Annotated in this window: 11 protein-coding genes; 8 read left to right on the top strand and 3 right to left on the bottom strand. The window is 69.2% G+C overall.

Annotated elements, in window-relative coordinates:
- Window positions 1-61 precede the first annotated feature (61 nt).
- The 5 genes from thrC (at window position 62) to purF (ending at window position 7718) form a co-directional block, all read left to right on the top strand.
- Window positions 62-1162: a threonine synthase gene (gene thrC, locus IQ216_RS04910; protein WP_193814574.1), complete on the top strand. Its 1101-nt coding sequence runs from the start codon at window positions 62-64 to the stop codon at window positions 1160-1162.
- 490 nt (window positions 1163-1652) lie between these two features.
- Window positions 1653-2780 carry a DNA polymerase III subunit beta gene (gene dnaN / locus IQ216_RS04905; protein ID WP_193814571.1) on the top strand — a complete coding sequence of 376 codons (1128 nt, stop codon included), beginning with the start codon at window positions 1653-1655 and terminating at the stop codon, window positions 2778-2780.
- 5 nt (window positions 2781-2785) lie between these two features.
- Window positions 2786-3712 carry an RNA methyltransferase gene (locus tag IQ216_RS04900; RefSeq protein ID WP_193814570.1) on the top strand — a complete coding sequence of 309 codons (927 nt, stop codon included), beginning with the start codon at window positions 2786-2788 and terminating at the stop codon, window positions 3710-3712.
- A gap of 54 nt (window positions 3713-3766) precedes the next feature.
- Window positions 3767-6169, top strand: coding sequence for a phosphoribosylformylglycinamidine synthase subunit PurL (gene purL, locus IQ216_RS04895; RefSeq protein WP_193814569.1), 2403 nt, complete (start codon window positions 3767-3769; stop codon window positions 6167-6169).
- A gap of 49 nt (window positions 6170-6218) precedes the next feature.
- On the top strand, window positions 6219-7718 hold the full coding sequence (purF, locus tag IQ216_RS04890; RefSeq protein ID WP_370566605.1) for an amidophosphoribosyltransferase: 1500 nt from the start codon (window positions 6219-6221) through the stop codon (window positions 7716-7718).
- 20 nt (window positions 7719-7738) lie between these two features.
- Here the strand turns inward: purF and IQ216_RS04885 are convergent, their stop codons facing one another.
- The 3 genes from IQ216_RS04885 to queG all read right to left on the bottom strand — a co-directional run bounded on the left by IQ216_RS04885 (window position 7739) and on the right by queG (window position 12292).
- A complete protein-coding gene (locus IQ216_RS04885; RefSeq protein WP_193814568.1) occupies window positions 7739-10246 on the bottom strand; it encodes a DNA topoisomerase (ATP-hydrolyzing) subunit A in 2508 nt (835 codons plus the stop codon).
- Between the two features lie 114 nt (window positions 10247-10360).
- On the bottom strand, window positions 10361-11248 hold the full coding sequence (locus tag IQ216_RS04880) for a tetratricopeptide repeat protein (RefSeq protein ID WP_193814572.1): 888 nt from the start codon (window positions 11246-11248) through the stop codon (window positions 10361-10363).
- Between the two features lie 9 nt (window positions 11249-11257).
- Entirely contained in the window at window positions 11258-12292 is a 1035-nt protein-coding gene (gene queG, locus IQ216_RS04875; RefSeq protein ID WP_193814567.1) for a tRNA epoxyqueuosine(34) reductase QueG, read from the bottom strand.
- A 45-nt stretch (window positions 12293-12337) separates the two neighbouring features.
- On the opposite strand from queG, the gene IQ216_RS04870 reads away from it, so the two are divergent.
- The 3 genes from IQ216_RS04870 to nusB form a co-directional block, all read left to right on the top strand.
- Complete coding sequence (locus IQ216_RS04870) at window positions 12338-13006, top strand: HpsJ family protein (RefSeq protein WP_186697864.1); 669 nt, start codon at window positions 12338-12340, stop codon at window positions 13004-13006.
- Window positions 13007-13075: 69 nt separating this feature from the next.
- Window positions 13076-13801: a DUF502 domain-containing protein gene (locus tag IQ216_RS04865; protein WP_193814566.1), complete on the top strand. Its 726-nt coding sequence runs from the start codon at window positions 13076-13078 to the stop codon at window positions 13799-13801.
- Window positions 13801-14463, top strand: a 663-nt coding sequence (gene nusB / locus IQ216_RS04860) for a transcription antitermination factor NusB (protein ID WP_193814565.1), incomplete at its 3' end; no start/stop codon positions are given. The genes IQ216_RS04865 and nusB, both read left to right, overlap by 1 nt.

Here is a 14463-nt window from a genome sequence, read left to right as displayed (position 1 = left end):
GATCTATACAGTCGGGTTTCAGGTGCCGTCGGGCGTGCAGCGCACCGGCGACGGGCGCACCATCCTCGAATATTGCGCGACCTCTCCCGATCACGTCTTCAATGCCGACAGCGGCGAGGAGCTGATCGAGGCCTACCGCTCCTGGTTGCCGGTGAGCGACGCCACACCGGTGATCACCCTGCGGGAGGGGGCCACCCCCCTGATTCCAAGCCAGGCCCTGGCCAGCCGCATCGGACGGGGCGTACGCGTGTTTCTCAAATACGACGGCCTCAACCCCACCGGCTCCTTCAAGGACCGGGGCATGACGATGGCCATTTCGAAGGCCAAGGAGGCCGGCTCTGAGGCCGTGATCTGTGCCAGCACCGGCAACACCTCGGCGGCCGCCGCGGCCTATGCGCGCCGTGGCGGCATGCGCGCCTTCGTGCTCATCCCCGATGGCTACGTGGCCCAGGGAAAGCTGGCCCAGGCCCTGCTCTACGGGGCCCAGGTGATCGCCATCCAGGGCAATTTCGACCGGGCCCTGGCGATCGTGCAGGACGTGGCCAACCAGTACCCGGTGACCCTGGTCAATTCGGTCAACCCCTACCGGTTGCAGGGCCAGAAGACAGCCGCCTTTGAGGTGGTGGATGCCCTGGGCGAAGCCCCCGACTGGCTGTGCATCCCCGTGGGCAATGCGGGCAACATCACCGCCTACTGGATGGGCTTCCAGGAGTACCGGCAGGCCGGCCTGAGCAACCAGCTGCCGCGCATGCTCGGCTTCCAGGCGGCCGGATCGGCGCCCTTGGTGCTTGGCCACACAGTGGAGCAGCCCGACACCATCGCCACGGCGATCCGGATCGGCAATCCGGTGAACCGCGACAACGCCCTGCGGGTGGAGGCCGAAAGCGGTGGTGGCTTCATGGCCGTCACCGACGCCGAGATCATCGACGCGTACAAACTTCTGGGCAGCGAAGAAGGCGTGTTCTGTGAACCCGCCAGCGCTGCCTCGGTGGCCGGTCTGCTCAAGCGCCGGGCCGAAGTGCCGGCGGGCGCCACCGTGGTGTGTGTGCTCACGGGCAACGGCCTCAAGGATCCCGCCACAGCGATCGAGAACAACGATGCCCCGTTCCACACCGGCCTGGAGGCCGATACGGCAAAGGTGGCCGAAGTGATGGGGTTCTGAGAGGCCGTGGTCCAAAGGCGCCCTGCGGGCGCCGATGCGCCCCTGCTCTGCGGGGGCTTTGTCATGGCCTGCCAACAGCAGATCTTGCCCAGCCCTTCCAAATCCTGTGCAGCCATTCCAAAAACTGCCTGCGGAAATGCAGCGGAAAGGCCGCTGTTGCCGGGGGAGGGGCTGGGGGCTGGGCGCAGCAGGTCGTGAGCGTCGATTTCCCCAGGCCCGGGAAAGTGTGGAAAAGGCAATCTGTTCCGCAGGCCTGCTGCGGTTCTCCTCCCTGTTCAGATCGCGACTGCGCTGTTGCTGCAGGCTGATCGGCAGGATTTCCGCCGTTTCCACAGGCTCTACGACGACGGGTTGCTCTTGCTTCTAATGATTTGATCTGTTTAGAGAAGTCGGCAGACAAGCGCCGGATCCCCGCCGTTGCGGAATCAGCCGCGCTGTGGAACCGTGGAGCCTCCCGTCAGACCGTCCTCCGGCACGGCACCGCATCGCCATGAAGCTGGTCTGCTCCCAGACAGAACTCAGCGGCAGCCTTCAGCTGGTCAGTCGTGCCGTCGCCACGCGGCCGACCCATCCCGTGCTGGCCAACGTGCTGCTCACCGCAGACGCCGGCACCGGCCGCCTCAGCCTCACCGGCTACGACCTCAGCCTCGGCATCCAGACCAGCATGGCGGCCGAGGTGGAAACGAGCGGCGCCATCACCCTGCCGGCCAGGCTGTTCGCCGAGATCGTCTCGCGCCTGTCGGCCGATGGCCCGATCACGATCACCTGCCCGGACCAGGCCGATCTCGTGGATCTGATCAGCCTCTCGGGCACCTATCAGATGCGCGGCATGCCCGCTGATGACTTCCCCGATCTGCCACTGGTGCAGAGCGGCGAGCCGCTGCGCCTGGAGGCCGAGGCCCTGGCTCAGGGGCTCAGGGCCACCCTGTTCGCCAGCAGTGGCGATGATGCCAAGCAGATGCTCACCGGCGTGCACCTGCGGCTCGATGGACAGGGCCTTGAGTGCGCCGCCACCGATGGTCACCGGCTGTCGGTGCTGCGCCTGGCCCACGCCGCCATCGGTGAGCCCTTCGCGGTCACCGTGCCCTCTCGCTCCCTGCGCGAGCTGGAGCGCCTGCTCTCCAGCCGCCACTCCCAGGATCCGCTCAGCCTGTTCTGTGAGCACGGCCAGGTGGTGTTTCTCTGGGCAGACCAGGTGCTCACCAGCCGCAGCCTCGACGGCACGTACCCCAACTACCCCCAGTTGATCCCCGAGGCGTTCACGCGACGCATCGGCATTGATCGTCGCGCCCTGATCGCCGCCCTGGAGCGGGTGGCCGTGCTGGCCGACCCGCACAACAACGTGGTGAAGATCACGGCCGATCCCACCAGCGGCACGCTGCAGGTGCAGGCCGACGCCCAGGACGTGGGCCGGGGTTCGGAGTCCTTGCCGGCCACGATCGACGGCGAGGGGCTGCAGATTGCCTTTAACGTGCGCTACCTGTTGGAAGGTCTCAAGGCGATTGGCTCCGATCAGGTGGACCTGCACTGCAACGCCCCCACCACCCCGGCGGTGCTGCGGCCACGAGAGGCCTCAGACTTCACCTACCTTGTGATGCCGGTGCAGATCCGCAGCTGAGCAGCGTGGGGCTCCCCGACCAGCTTCTGCTCAGTGATCTGCTGCGCCGCCGCGTGCGCTGCCAGGAGGGACTGGAGCGGGGCGCCGGTGCGATGGTGTGGATGCACCCGCCGGTGCACCGGGTGCTGGGTTGGGTCAGCCGTCCTTCCGCCTTCGGCTCGCGTCGCCTGGTCTGGCGTCTCGACCAGTTGAGGGGTCTGCTCGAGCTGGAGGTGCTGGTGAAGGGGGAACCCGCCGAGACCGACCAGGAGACCCTGGAGCGGCTGCCCACGCTGATCGATGCCTCCCTGCTCGATAGCAGGCGCGAGCCGATCGGCACCCTGGCCGATGCTGCCATCGAGCTGGCCAGCGGCCGGATCCTTCACTACCTGGTGAGCCGCAGTGATCCGCGCTTGCCGGGCAGCAGCCGCTGGCGCCTGAGCCCGGAGCGGATCGTGGACCAGCAGCCCGGCCAGGTGTTCACGGCCCTGCAGGGTCTCGATGACCTGCCCCTGGCTCGGGCCAGCGTGCGGCAGCAGTTCCTGCGGCGCTCCAGGCGCTGGCGGGATCAGATGCAGGAGGAAACCACTCGCCTGCGCGACCAGTTCCAGCAGGTGGGCGATCGCGTCGAACAGCGGGTGGAGGGCTGGCTGGAGGAGCCCCCCTGGGGTGAAGGCCCGCAACCGCCGGATCTGCGCCGCGCCGCGGATTGGGATCCTGGCTGGGACGAGGACTGGGACCCGGGCCTGGAGCCGACTCGGCGGCAGCCAGTCGACTTCCAGGACCAGCCCGCCGAAGCGCCCCTGGAGCCCTGGGAAGAGCCCTGGCAGGAGGAGCCCAGCGAGGCCATGGAGGAGGAGCAGGACGGACCGCCGCTGCCCCGGTCTTCAAGGCGCCGCCGGCCTGCGTCCAGGGATGCGGAGCAGGAGCAGCAAGAGGATCCCTGGGGCTGATCAGGGGGGGCTCGGCCGCTCAGCCACACTGGCAGTTCCTGATCCGCTCCGGCTGTGGTTGCTGCCCTCCACGATCCGGCTCCCGACTTCCCCCTCGCCGAGGCCCTGCGAAAGGAGAACCTCAGCCAGGCTGACTACGAGGAGATCTGCCGCCGCCTCGGCCGCGCCCCCAACCGCGCCGAGCTGGGCATGTTCGGCGTGATGTGGTCGGAGCACTGCTGCTACCGCAACTCGCGGCCGCTGCTGCAGGGCTTCCCCACCAGCGGCCCGCGCATCCTGGTGGGCCCGGGTGAGAACGCCGGCGTGGTGGATCTGGGCGAGGGTCAGCGCCTGGCGTTCAAGATCGAGAGCCACAACCACCCCTCGGCCGTGGAGCCGTTCCAGGGGGCCGCCACCGGCGTGGGCGGCATCCTGCGCGACATCTTCACCATGGGCGCCCGGCCGATCGCCCTGCTCAACGCGCTGCGCTTCGGGCCCCTTGAGGACGAGCGCAACGTGGGCCTGATGGAGGGCGTGGTGGCCGGCATCGCCCACTACGGGAACTGCGTGGGCGTGCCCACGGTGGGCGGCGAGGTGGCCTTCGACCCCAGCTACTCAGGCAACCCGCTGGTGAACGCCATGGCCCTGGGGCTGATGGAAACCGACGAGATCGTCTGCTCCGGTGCTGAGGGGGTGGGCTACCCGGTGGTCTACGTGGGCAGCACCACGGGCCGCGACGGCATGGGCGGCGCCAGCTTCGCCTCAGCCGAGCTCACCGAGGCTTCCCTTGACGACCGCCCTGCCGTGCAGGTGGGCGATCCCTTCCTGGAGAAGGGGTTGATCGAGGCCTGTCTGGAGGGCTTTCAGAGTGGTGATGTGGTGGCCGCCCAGGACATGGGCGCCGCCGGCCTCACCTGCAGCTGCTCGGAGATGGCGGCCAAGGGGGGCCTGGGTATCGAGCTCGATCTCGATCGCGTGCCGGCCCGCGAGAGCGGCATGAGCGCCTACGAGTTTCTGCTCAGCGAATCCCAGGAGCGCATGCTCTTCGTGGTGAAGCCCGAGCGCGAGCAGGCGCTGATGGCTCGCTTCACCCGCTGGGGGCTGCAGGCGGCGGTGGTGGGCCGGGTGCTGCAGGAGAACGTGGTGCGGGTGCTGCAGCACGGCCGGGTGGCCGCCGAGGTGCCCGCCAGCGCCCTGGCCGAGGACACGCCGATCAACCAGCACGACCTGCTGGCCGAACCCCCTGAGCCGATCCAGACCCACTGGCGCTGGAGCGAGGACCAGCTGCCCGAGGCCAGAGCCGCCGGCATCACGCCTGCCGCCGGCCCCAACGCTGCCGCCCGCCTGAGCTGGAACGCGGTGCTGTTGGCCCTGCTCGATGACCCCACCATCGCTTCCAAGCGCTGGGTGTACCGCCAGTACGACCAGCAGGTGCAGGCCAACACGGTGGTGACGCCCGGAGCCGCCGACGCGGCGGTGCTACGTCTGCGGCCCCAGCAGGGGCAGGGGGCCATGCAGCGGGCCAGCCGCGGCGTGGCGGCCGTGGTGGATTGCCCCAACCGCTGGGTGGCCCTCGACCCCGAGCGCGGTGCCATGGCAGCCGTGGCCGAAGCCGCCCGCAACCTCAGCTGCGTGGGTGCCGAGCCTCTGGCCATCACCGACAACCTCAACTTCCCCTCCCCCGACACCGCCACGGGCTACTGGCAGCTGGCCATGGCCTGCCGCGGCCTCTCGGAGGCCTGCCGCGTCCTCGACACGCCCGTCACCGGGGGCAACGTGTCGCTCTACAACGAGACCAGGCTCCCTGACGGCCGCATGCAGCCGATCCACCCCACGCCCGTGGTGGGCATGGTGGGCCTGGTGCATGACCTCAGCCGGATCTGTGGCCTGGGCTGGCGCCAGCCTGGCGATGCCATCTGGCTGCTGGGCCTGCCGATCGGGCAGCAGGAGCGTGGCGGGGAGGCAGACGAGCGCTTCGGGCTGGCGGGCAGCAGCTACCTGGCCACGATCCACGGCCAGATCACCGGTCGCCCGCCCCTGGTGGATCTGCCCCTGGAGCAGCGCGTCCAGTCCTTCCTGCGCCAGGCGATCGCAGCCCAGCTGGTGACGGCCGCCCACGACCTCAGCGATGGCGGCCTGGCGGTGGCGCTGGCCGAGAGCTGCATGGCCTCCGGCCTTGGTGCTGGCCTGGAACTGCCCGCCAGCAGCAAAAGGATTGATCGCCTCCTCTTTGCCGAGGGAGGCGCCCGGGTGCTGGTGGGGGTGCCGGCCTGCCACGCTGGAGCCTGGCAGCAGGCCCTGGCCCAGGTGGAGGATGACCTGCCGGCCCAACGGCTGGGGAGCGTCGAGGCCACGCCCCAGCTGCAGATCAGCCTGGCTGGCCACTCCCTGCTGGACGTGCCGGTCAGCGCCCTGGCGCAGCAGTTCGAGCAGGCCATTCCCCGCCGCATGGGTGTGGATCTGCCCCCCACCAGTTGAGCGGTGTGGTCGTGCAGAATGCGACGACGACCTCTGTGACAGTGGGCTTGTGGCGGTGAAGCATCCGGAGCCCGCCCCGTCCATCGCGCCCCCCGACGAGCGCCCTGACAAGCCCGAAGAGGCCTGCGGTGTGTACGCGGTGCTGGCTCCGGGTCAGCAGGTGGCCAACCTCACCTACTTCGGTCTCTATGCCCTGCAGCACAGGGGGCAGGAGTCGGCGGGGATTGCCGTGTTCGATGACGACCAGCAGGTGCGTCTGCACAAGGACATGGGCCTGGTGAGCCAGGTGTTTGATCAGGACGTGCTGGAGCGCATGCCCGGCCACCTGGCGATCGGCCATAACCGCTACTCCACCACCGGCAGCAGCAAGGTGTGCAATGCCCAGCCCGTGGTGCTCAACACCCGGCTGGGTCCCTTTGCTCTCGCCCACAACGGCAACCTCGTGAATGCCTCCCAGCTGCGCGAAGACCTGCGTGAGATTGCCAGCGAACTCACCTCCACCACCGATTCGGAGCTGATCGCCTTTGCCGTGCAGCGGGCCGTGAACCGTGGGCTCGACTGGGATCCCGCCATCCGCGAAGCGGCGGGTCTCTGCCGTGGGGCCTTCAGCCTGGTGATCGGCACCGCCGGCTCCCTGTTTGCCCTGCGCGATGGCCATGGCATCCGCCCGCTGGTGTTCGGCCACCTCGGTGAACCCGGCGACGGCCAGTGGGTGGTGAGCAGCGAGAGCTGCGGGCTGGACATCATCGGCGCCAGCTTCGAAGACGACGTGCAGCCAGGCGAGATCATCCACTACCTGCAGGGGGAGGCCGAACCGCGGCGCAGCCTCTGGTGTGACGAACCCGCCAAGTTGTGCGTGTTCGAGATGATCTATTTCGCCCGCCCCGACAGCCGCTTCTTCGGTGAATCGCTCTACAGCTACCGGGTGCGCATCGGCAAAGTGCTGGCCCGCGAAACCCCTGTGGCGGCCGACATCGTGATCGGCGTGCCCGACTCGGGCATTCCTGCGGCGATCGGCTACTCCCAGATCACCGGGATCCCCTATGCCGATGGCCTGATCAAGAACCGCTATGTGGGGCGCACCTTCATCCAGCCCACCCAGGCGATGCGTGAGGCCGGCATCCGTGTGAAGCTCAATCCCCTGCCCGATGTGCTGGCAGGTCAGCGGGTGGTGGTGATCGACGACTCGATCGTGCGCGGCACCACCAGCCGCAAGCTGGTGGCGGCCCTGCGCGATGCCGGTGCCAGCGAAGTGCACATGCGGATCAGCTCACCGGCCGTCACCCACCCTTGCTTCTACGGCATCGACACCGACAGCCAGGACCACTTGATCGCCGCCCGGCTCACCCTCGAGGAGATCACGGCCCACCTGGGCGTGGACTCGCTCGCCTACCTGAGCCAGGAGGGCATGGTGGAGGCCGCCCAGGCCAACTCCTCCCACTTCTGCACCGCCTGCTTCGATGGCAACTACCCGATTGCCATGGACGACGACGTGCGCTCCAGCAAGCTGATGCTCGAGCCCGCCGGCATCGCCGCAAGCCTGCGCTGAGCCCCGTGGGCTGCACAGGCTCAGCCCAGCAGGGGCACGAGGGCCCGCAGGGTTTCGGTTGGACGCATCGGTAGGGGTTCCCCAGGGGCGCTGCTGGTGTCTTCAAGCTTGAGGTTCCCAGGGATGAAGCGGCTGCTGCGGCCCTCGCCCACCAGCACGGCCACCACCTTGCTGCGGTCGTCGCAGACGGCCACCAGGGCATCGCCCCGCTGGCTGAAGCGCAGGCCGATCTGGCCCAGATCGCCCCGCTGACAGCGCCTCAGGCTCTGCACCGCCAGCCGCTTGATCAGGCCACAGCGGCTGGCCAGCAGCACGGATCCGTCTCCGGCCAGGCAGCTGGCCCCCACCACCTGCTCGTCTGGCAGCAACCGCAGCAGCACCGGCCCCTGGGCGGCCCGGCCCATCAGTGGCACATCCGCTTCCTGCACCAGCAGCCGCAGCATCCGGCCCGTGCTGCTCGCCACCACCAGATCCTCCCCTTCCCGGCAGAGCACCGCCTGCTGCAGGTGCACGCCGTCCTTGAGTTTGAGCACCGTGGCAGCCCGGCCAGAGAGTTCCTGGAAGGCGTCGAGGGGGAGTCGCTTGAAGCGGCCGTCGCTGCTCAGCAGTCCGATGCTCAGGGGCTGCTCCGGGTTGTCCTGCGGCAGGGGCAGCAACTGCAACACCGTGGCGCCATCGAGGCTGTCGGGCAGGAACCGCTCCAGCGGGCCGGGCTGCTGGCCGGCGAACTCCCAGCGCAGCAGGGCCACCCGTCCGTCGGTGGTGAAGGCGAGTACCGGCGGCTGGCCGGCCACGGGCAGCACCAGCTTTCCGGGGGCGGGATGGTCGCCCAGCGCGATCGCCTCATCGAGGTGAAGCCGCCCCAGCACCTGGGGCGTCACGATTTTCACCGCCCCATCGGCCTGCACCACCAGCCGGCTGTCCGGCGGCAGGGCCTCGAGGGCCTGCTGGCGCTGCAGCTCCGCATTGGGTCTGGCCGCGGCGGCCCGCTGGGCCACCAGGTCGTCGCCGCCCTCCACCAGACGGGTGCGGCGGGCTGTCGCGAAGCGCGCCTTGAGGGCCTTGAACTCCGTCACCATCGCCTTGAGCAGGCTGGTGCGGTCGTCGAGCAGGTGGCGCAGCCGCGTGCGCTCCTGCACCAGATCCTGGGCTTCCTTATGCAGGCTCTCCTGCTCCAGGCCGGTGAGGCGGCGCAGGGGCATGGCCAGCACGGCGTCGGCCTGGCGCTCGCTCAGGTCGAGCCGCACCTGCAGGCTGGCGCGGGCGCTGGCGGCATCGGCAGCTGCCGTGATCATGGCGATCACGTCCTGCAGGGCCGCCAGGGCCTTGCGCAGACCCTCCACCACCTCAAGCCGGTCTTCGCAGCGGCGCAGGGCGTGGCGGGTGCGGCGCAGCAGGGTGAGTTCCCGGTAGTCCAGGAACTCCTGCAGCATCCGCCGCAGGCTCAGCTGCACCGGCTGGCCGTTCACCAGGGCCAGCAGGATGGCGCCGAAGTTGCTCTGCAGAGCCGTGCGCCGCTGCAGTTCCCCCAGCACGTTGTCGGCGCTGGCGTCGCGGCGCAGCTCCACCACCACCCGCATGCCATCCCGGTCGCTCTCGTCGCGGATGTCGGCGATGCCGCCGATGCGGCCGTCGTTCACCTGCTCGGCCAGCTTCTCGATCCAGCCGGCTTTGCTCAGCTGGTAGGGCAGCTCGGTGATCACCACGGCACTGCGCCGGTGCCGTCCCTTGCCGGGCTGCACCTCTTCGATGTGGGCCACCCCGCGCATGGGAATGCTGCCCCGGCCCACGCGGTAGGTGTCCCGCACGCCGCTGCTCATCAACACCTCGCCCCCCGTGGGGAAGTCGGGCCCGGGCACCAGGGCCAGCAGCTCCTCCTCGCTCAGGTCGGGTTTGCGGATCATGGCCACCAGGGCATCCACCACCTCGCCGAGGTTGTGGGGGGGGATGTTGGTGGCCATGCCCACGGCGATGCCGGTGCAGCCGTTCAGCAACAGMAACGGCAGCTGGGCGGGCAGCACGGTGGGCTCCTGCTGGGAGCCGTCGAAGTTGGAGGCGAAATCGACGGTGTCGTTGCCGATCTCATCAAGCAGACCCTCGTTGGCGATCGGGGCCAGCCGCGTTTCGGTGTAGCGCATGGCGGCGGGTGGATCGTCGTCCACCGAGCCGAAGTTGCCGTGGCCATCGAGCAGCGGATGGCGGCTGGCAAAGGTCTGCACCAGGCGCACCAGGGCGTCGTAGACCGCCTGGTCGCCGTGGGGGTGGTATTTGCCGAGCACGTCGCCCACGACGCGGGCGCACTTGCGGTAGGGGCGGTCGGGGGTGAGCCCGAGCTCATGCATCGCGAACAGGATGCGCCGCTGCAMCGGCTTGAGGCCATCGCGGACGTCGGGCAGGGCCCGTCCCACGATCACGCTCATGGCGTATTCCAGATACGAGCGCTGCATCTCCTGGTGCAGGGCAATCGGCTGGATGCGGCCCGCCCAGCCGGATYCGCCGTTKCCTTCGTTGCCGCGCTCCTCGGCCATCCGCTGCTGAAGTCTGGGGGCGAGAGGTGGGGCTCAGCCTACCGATCAGCTGCCATCGGGGATTGCGGCGCTCAAGATGGCCGCCACCGCTGCCGATGGCTCTCATCCAAGGGCTCAGAGGTCGATGCCAGCCTCCGGGCTGGCATTGGCCATGGCGCGGTCCACCTGGGCCTTGAGCTCCTGCTGCTCGAACAGCTGCTGGGTGGTGGTGCGCAGCTTTGGCCCCCACAACTGCTCCTTCTGATAGCTGTCCAGCACGTAGTTGGGTTCGGTGTCGAGGGCCTTGCCGGCCCGCTCCAGAGCTTCGCTGCGGGCTTCACCGCCCCGCCGGAACAGGCTGGCGGCCAGGGCCAGGTTGGGTTCAGCGGCGTCGGGTTTGATCCGCAGCACCCGCCGCCAGCGGCTGATCGCCTCGTCCACGTTGCCCTGCTCGTAGAGCACCAGGGCCTGGTTGTTGATGGCTTCCCAGAAGTCCTTGCGCAGGCCACTGGCCCGCTCGAAGGCCTTGAGGGCCTGGGAGGGCCGGTTCAGCAGGATGTGGGCATTGCCGAGATCGAAGTAGGCGCTGGCGTTGCGGCTGTCGAGCCGCAGGCCCTGCTCCAGCAGGCCGATCGCCTGCTCCGGGCGGCCATCCCGCAGGGCCAGGGACCCCTCGGCGAACCAGATGCCGGCGTTGCTGGGATCGAGTTGCTTCGCCCTGGCCAGGGAGACGGCAGCCTCCTGGCGCTGGTTGCTGCGCAGCTGGGCCTCCGCCAGCAGCATCCAGCCGCGCGGATCGCCAGGCAGGAGCTGCACCGTCAGGGCAGCCAGCCGGGCGGCGTCTTCGGCCTGGCCCAGACGCAGCAGCCTGGCGGCCGCCTGGGCGATGCCCAGGCCGGCACCCTGCAGCTCCTCGGCTTTCGGAACGTAGGCGTAGGGCACCAGGGCCTGGGCCGGGAGCGTCTGGCTGAGGGTCAGTCCCAGGGCAACGCGTGCAAGGGCGCGCAGCCAGCGCGAACTCATTGACATGGATCAAGGCTCTCCCACCCTAGGGAGTGGCTTTCGAACCGGTTCAGGCTCCGGCCGCCCCAGGGCCGCCCGCAGGTTGCGTCGCCACATCCACGGCTTGATCCGCCTCAGGGCCGAAGCGCGCAGCCGCTCGTCCCACTGCGCGTCACTCCACTGCAGGGCGTCGGGCGAGAGGCTCAGCCACCAGGGTCTCGGTGCCAGGTCGGGATCGCTTGTGCTCTCCAGGGGCTGCTGGTTCCAGGGGCAGGCCTCCTGGCAGAGGTCGCAGCCCGCCACCCAGCCCTGCAGCTGCTCCGCGATCGCGGCGGGGAGCTGCGGGTCGCGGCTCTCGATTGTGTGGAAGGCGATGCAGCGCCGGCTGTCCACCACGAAGGGCTCCCGGATCGCTCCGGTGGGGCAGGCCGGCAGGCAGAGGCTGCAACTGCCGCAGAGGGGCACGGCCGGTTGGTCCGGCGGCAAGGCCACGCTGGTGAGCAGATGGCCCAGCAGCAGCCAGGAGCCCTTGCGGCGATGGATCAGGTTGCCGTGCTTGCCGATCCAGCCCAGACCGGCTTCCTCCGCCCAGGCCTTGTCCATCAGCGGCGCGCTGTCCACACAGGCCCGCCAGCGGCAGCCGGGCACCTGGCTTTCCAGCCAGCGGCCCAGCTGCCGCAGGCGCCCGTCGATCACCCGGTGGTAGTCCCGACCCCAGCCGTAGCGGGCCACCTTCAGGGCGCCGCGGGGCCGTTCCGCCGCAACGTGATAGTTGAGCCCCACCGCCAGCAGGCTGCGCACGCCGGGCAGCAGCGTTTCCACCTCACGACGGCGCGGATCGGCCATCCAGGCCATCGATGCCTGGTCTCCCCGCTGCAGCCAACGCTCGAGCGCCGCGCTGCGCAGTGGCAGCCGCGGCCCTCCCGGTACGGCGGCCACCCCCACGGGATCGAATCCCAGGGCCAGGGCCCGCTGCTTCAGGGCCTCCGCCAGATCGGCCGGATCGCCCGTCGGCTCTGACTTGCGGCCATGGCCGAAGCGGGCGCGCTGGGTGCCACTCGGCATCGCCCGTACAGTTGCCACGCAATCTCAGTCTGCAACGCAACGCCTGTGAGTACAGCTCCCCACGGCCGCCTGGCCTTCCTCCTGCGCTGGATCGGCCTCACCCTGGTGCTGCTGATGGCGCTGCAGATCGCAGCTCTCGTTGCCGCCTGGAACTGGTCGCTGGAGCCGTTCCGCCAGGTGTTCGTCGATCGACTCGTGTCCGAGTCGCCCATGGCGCTGGTGGGCCTGCTGCTGATGCTGTTCGGCAGCCGCCTCGAGGCGGCCTCCTCCCGGACGGCCCTGCGCTGGACCACGGGCGTGCTGGCCATCCTCTTGGCCGTGGCGATGGTGGTGACGGTGCCCGTTGCCGTGGAGGCGGAGCGCTCCCTCATGACCCAGATGCAGGAGTCGGAAGCCCAGATCGCCCAGCAGACCTCCCAGCTGGAGCAGCAGCAACAGCAGCTGCAGGATCCTGCCTTTGTGGACCAGCTGATCGCCGAGGCCGAGCGGGAAGGCCGGATTCCAGCCGATGCCAGCGACGAACTCAAGAAGCAGCGGGCTCAGGAGTTCATCGACAGCCAGCTCAAACCCCAGCTGGCCCAGGCGCAGCAGCAGATCGACCAGGCGCGCCTTGGCCGTGATCTCTCCGTGCAGCAGCGCCGCTTCGGTGGAACGGGGCGGGCCATGGTGCTGGCGGTGGCCTTCGTGCTTGTTGCCCTCGTCGCCCTCGTCTGAAACGGGGCGGCGGCCCGGCTGGCTAAGTTGTGCCCGTGGCAGCTGTCGACCGGATCCCCGGGTTTTGCCTTGGTTCAATCCAGTCCCAAACCAGATCAGCCGCTGAGCAACCGACTCCAGCAGGACCTGAAGAACGACCTGATCGCCGGGTTGCTGGTGGTGATTCCCCTCGCCACCACGATCTGGCTGGCCACCACGGTGAGCCGCTTCGTGCTGGCGTTCCTCACCTCCATCCCGAAGCAGTTCAACCCGTTCAACACCCTCAGCCCGTTGCTGCAGGAGCTGATCAACCTGGGAGTGGGGCTGGTGGTGCCGCTGCTGGCCATCCTGCTGATCGGCCTGATGGCCCGCAACATCGTGGGGCGCTGGCTGCTCGAGTTCGGCGAGGGCACCCTGCTGCGCATCCCCTTGGCGGGCTCCGTCTACAAGACCCTCAAGCAGCTGCTGGAAACCTTCCTGCAGGGCAATGCCACCCGCTTCCGCCGCGTGGTGCTGGTGGAATATCCGCGCGAGGGTCAGTTTGCTCTGGGTTTTGTCACGGGGGTGCTGGGCAGCGCCCTGCAGGCCGGTTTCACTGAGCCGATGCTGAGCGTGTTCAKCCCCACCGCTCCCAATCCCACCRCCGGCTGGTATGCGGTGGTGCCCGAGGCCTCCGTGCGCGACCTCAATCTCTCCGTGGAGGACGCCTTCCGCACGATCATCTCGGCAGGCATCGTCAACCCCGACGAGCGCGAAACCCCCAACCGCAGCTTCTCCAGCCTGCTGGCCCAGCTGCGCGCCCCCCAGATGTCCTGATGCAGAGCCGCACCCTCTCCCGCGAACTGGCCCTGCTGATGCTCGGCCAGATCAGTGACCGTGGCGATGGCGCTGCAGCCAAGGCGGCCGCTGCCAGCCAGGCTCCCGCCGATCTGGCCCTCGATCAGCTGCTGCAGCAGGCCCTGGCCAGCCTCAGCCAGCACGTGCGCGAAGCCCTCGATCGCTCCGCCGCCGATCTGCAGCTGTCGCAGCAGCACCTGCTCGACAGCGAGCTGCAGGATCAGGGCCCAAGCCAGCTGCCCCGGGTGCGCCAGTATCTCAACGATGGCCTGGCCGCCGCGGAGCAGGCGCTCAACCGCCTCTCGGCCAGCCTGGAACTGCCGCGCCTACTGATGCTGGCTGACCAGGAGGAGGTGCGCCGCGGTGCTCTGGGCCGTGCTGCTGCCGTGCTGCGTCAGCGCGACGACATCGATCGCCGCCTCGATGCCGTGATGGAGGGTTGGCGCCTCACCAGGCTGCCCCGCATCGACCGCGATATCCTGCGCCTGGCCGCCGTGGATCTCGCCGATTTCGGCACCCCCGCCGCCGTGGCCTGCAACGAGGCCGTGGATCTGGCCAACCGCTACAGCGATGAACAGGGCCGGCGCATGATCAACGGCGTGCTGCGCCGCTTCACCACCGCAGTGACGGCCTCCTTATGG

It is taken from the genome of Cyanobium sp. LEGE 06143, assembly GCF_015207535.1.
GTDB lineage: Bacteria > Cyanobacteriota > Cyanobacteriia > PCC-6307 > Cyanobiaceae > NIES-981.
The sequence above is the reverse complement of the archived record's forward strand: the minus strand, read 5'-3'. Positions and strand labels throughout refer to the sequence as shown.

Coding starts and splice junctions, on each gene's coding strand:
- dnaN (WP_193814571.1), top strand. CDS start 1,653: ATGAAGCTGGTCTGCTCCCAGACAGAACTCAGCGGCAGCCTTCAGCTG.
- queG (WP_193814567.1), bottom strand. CDS start 12,292: ATGCCGAGTGGCACCCAGCGCGCCCGCTTCGGCCATGGCCGCAAGTCA.
- IQ216_RS04880 (WP_193814572.1), bottom strand. CDS start 11,248: ATGAGTTCGCGCTGGCTGCGCGCCCTTGCACGCGTTGCCCTGGGACTG.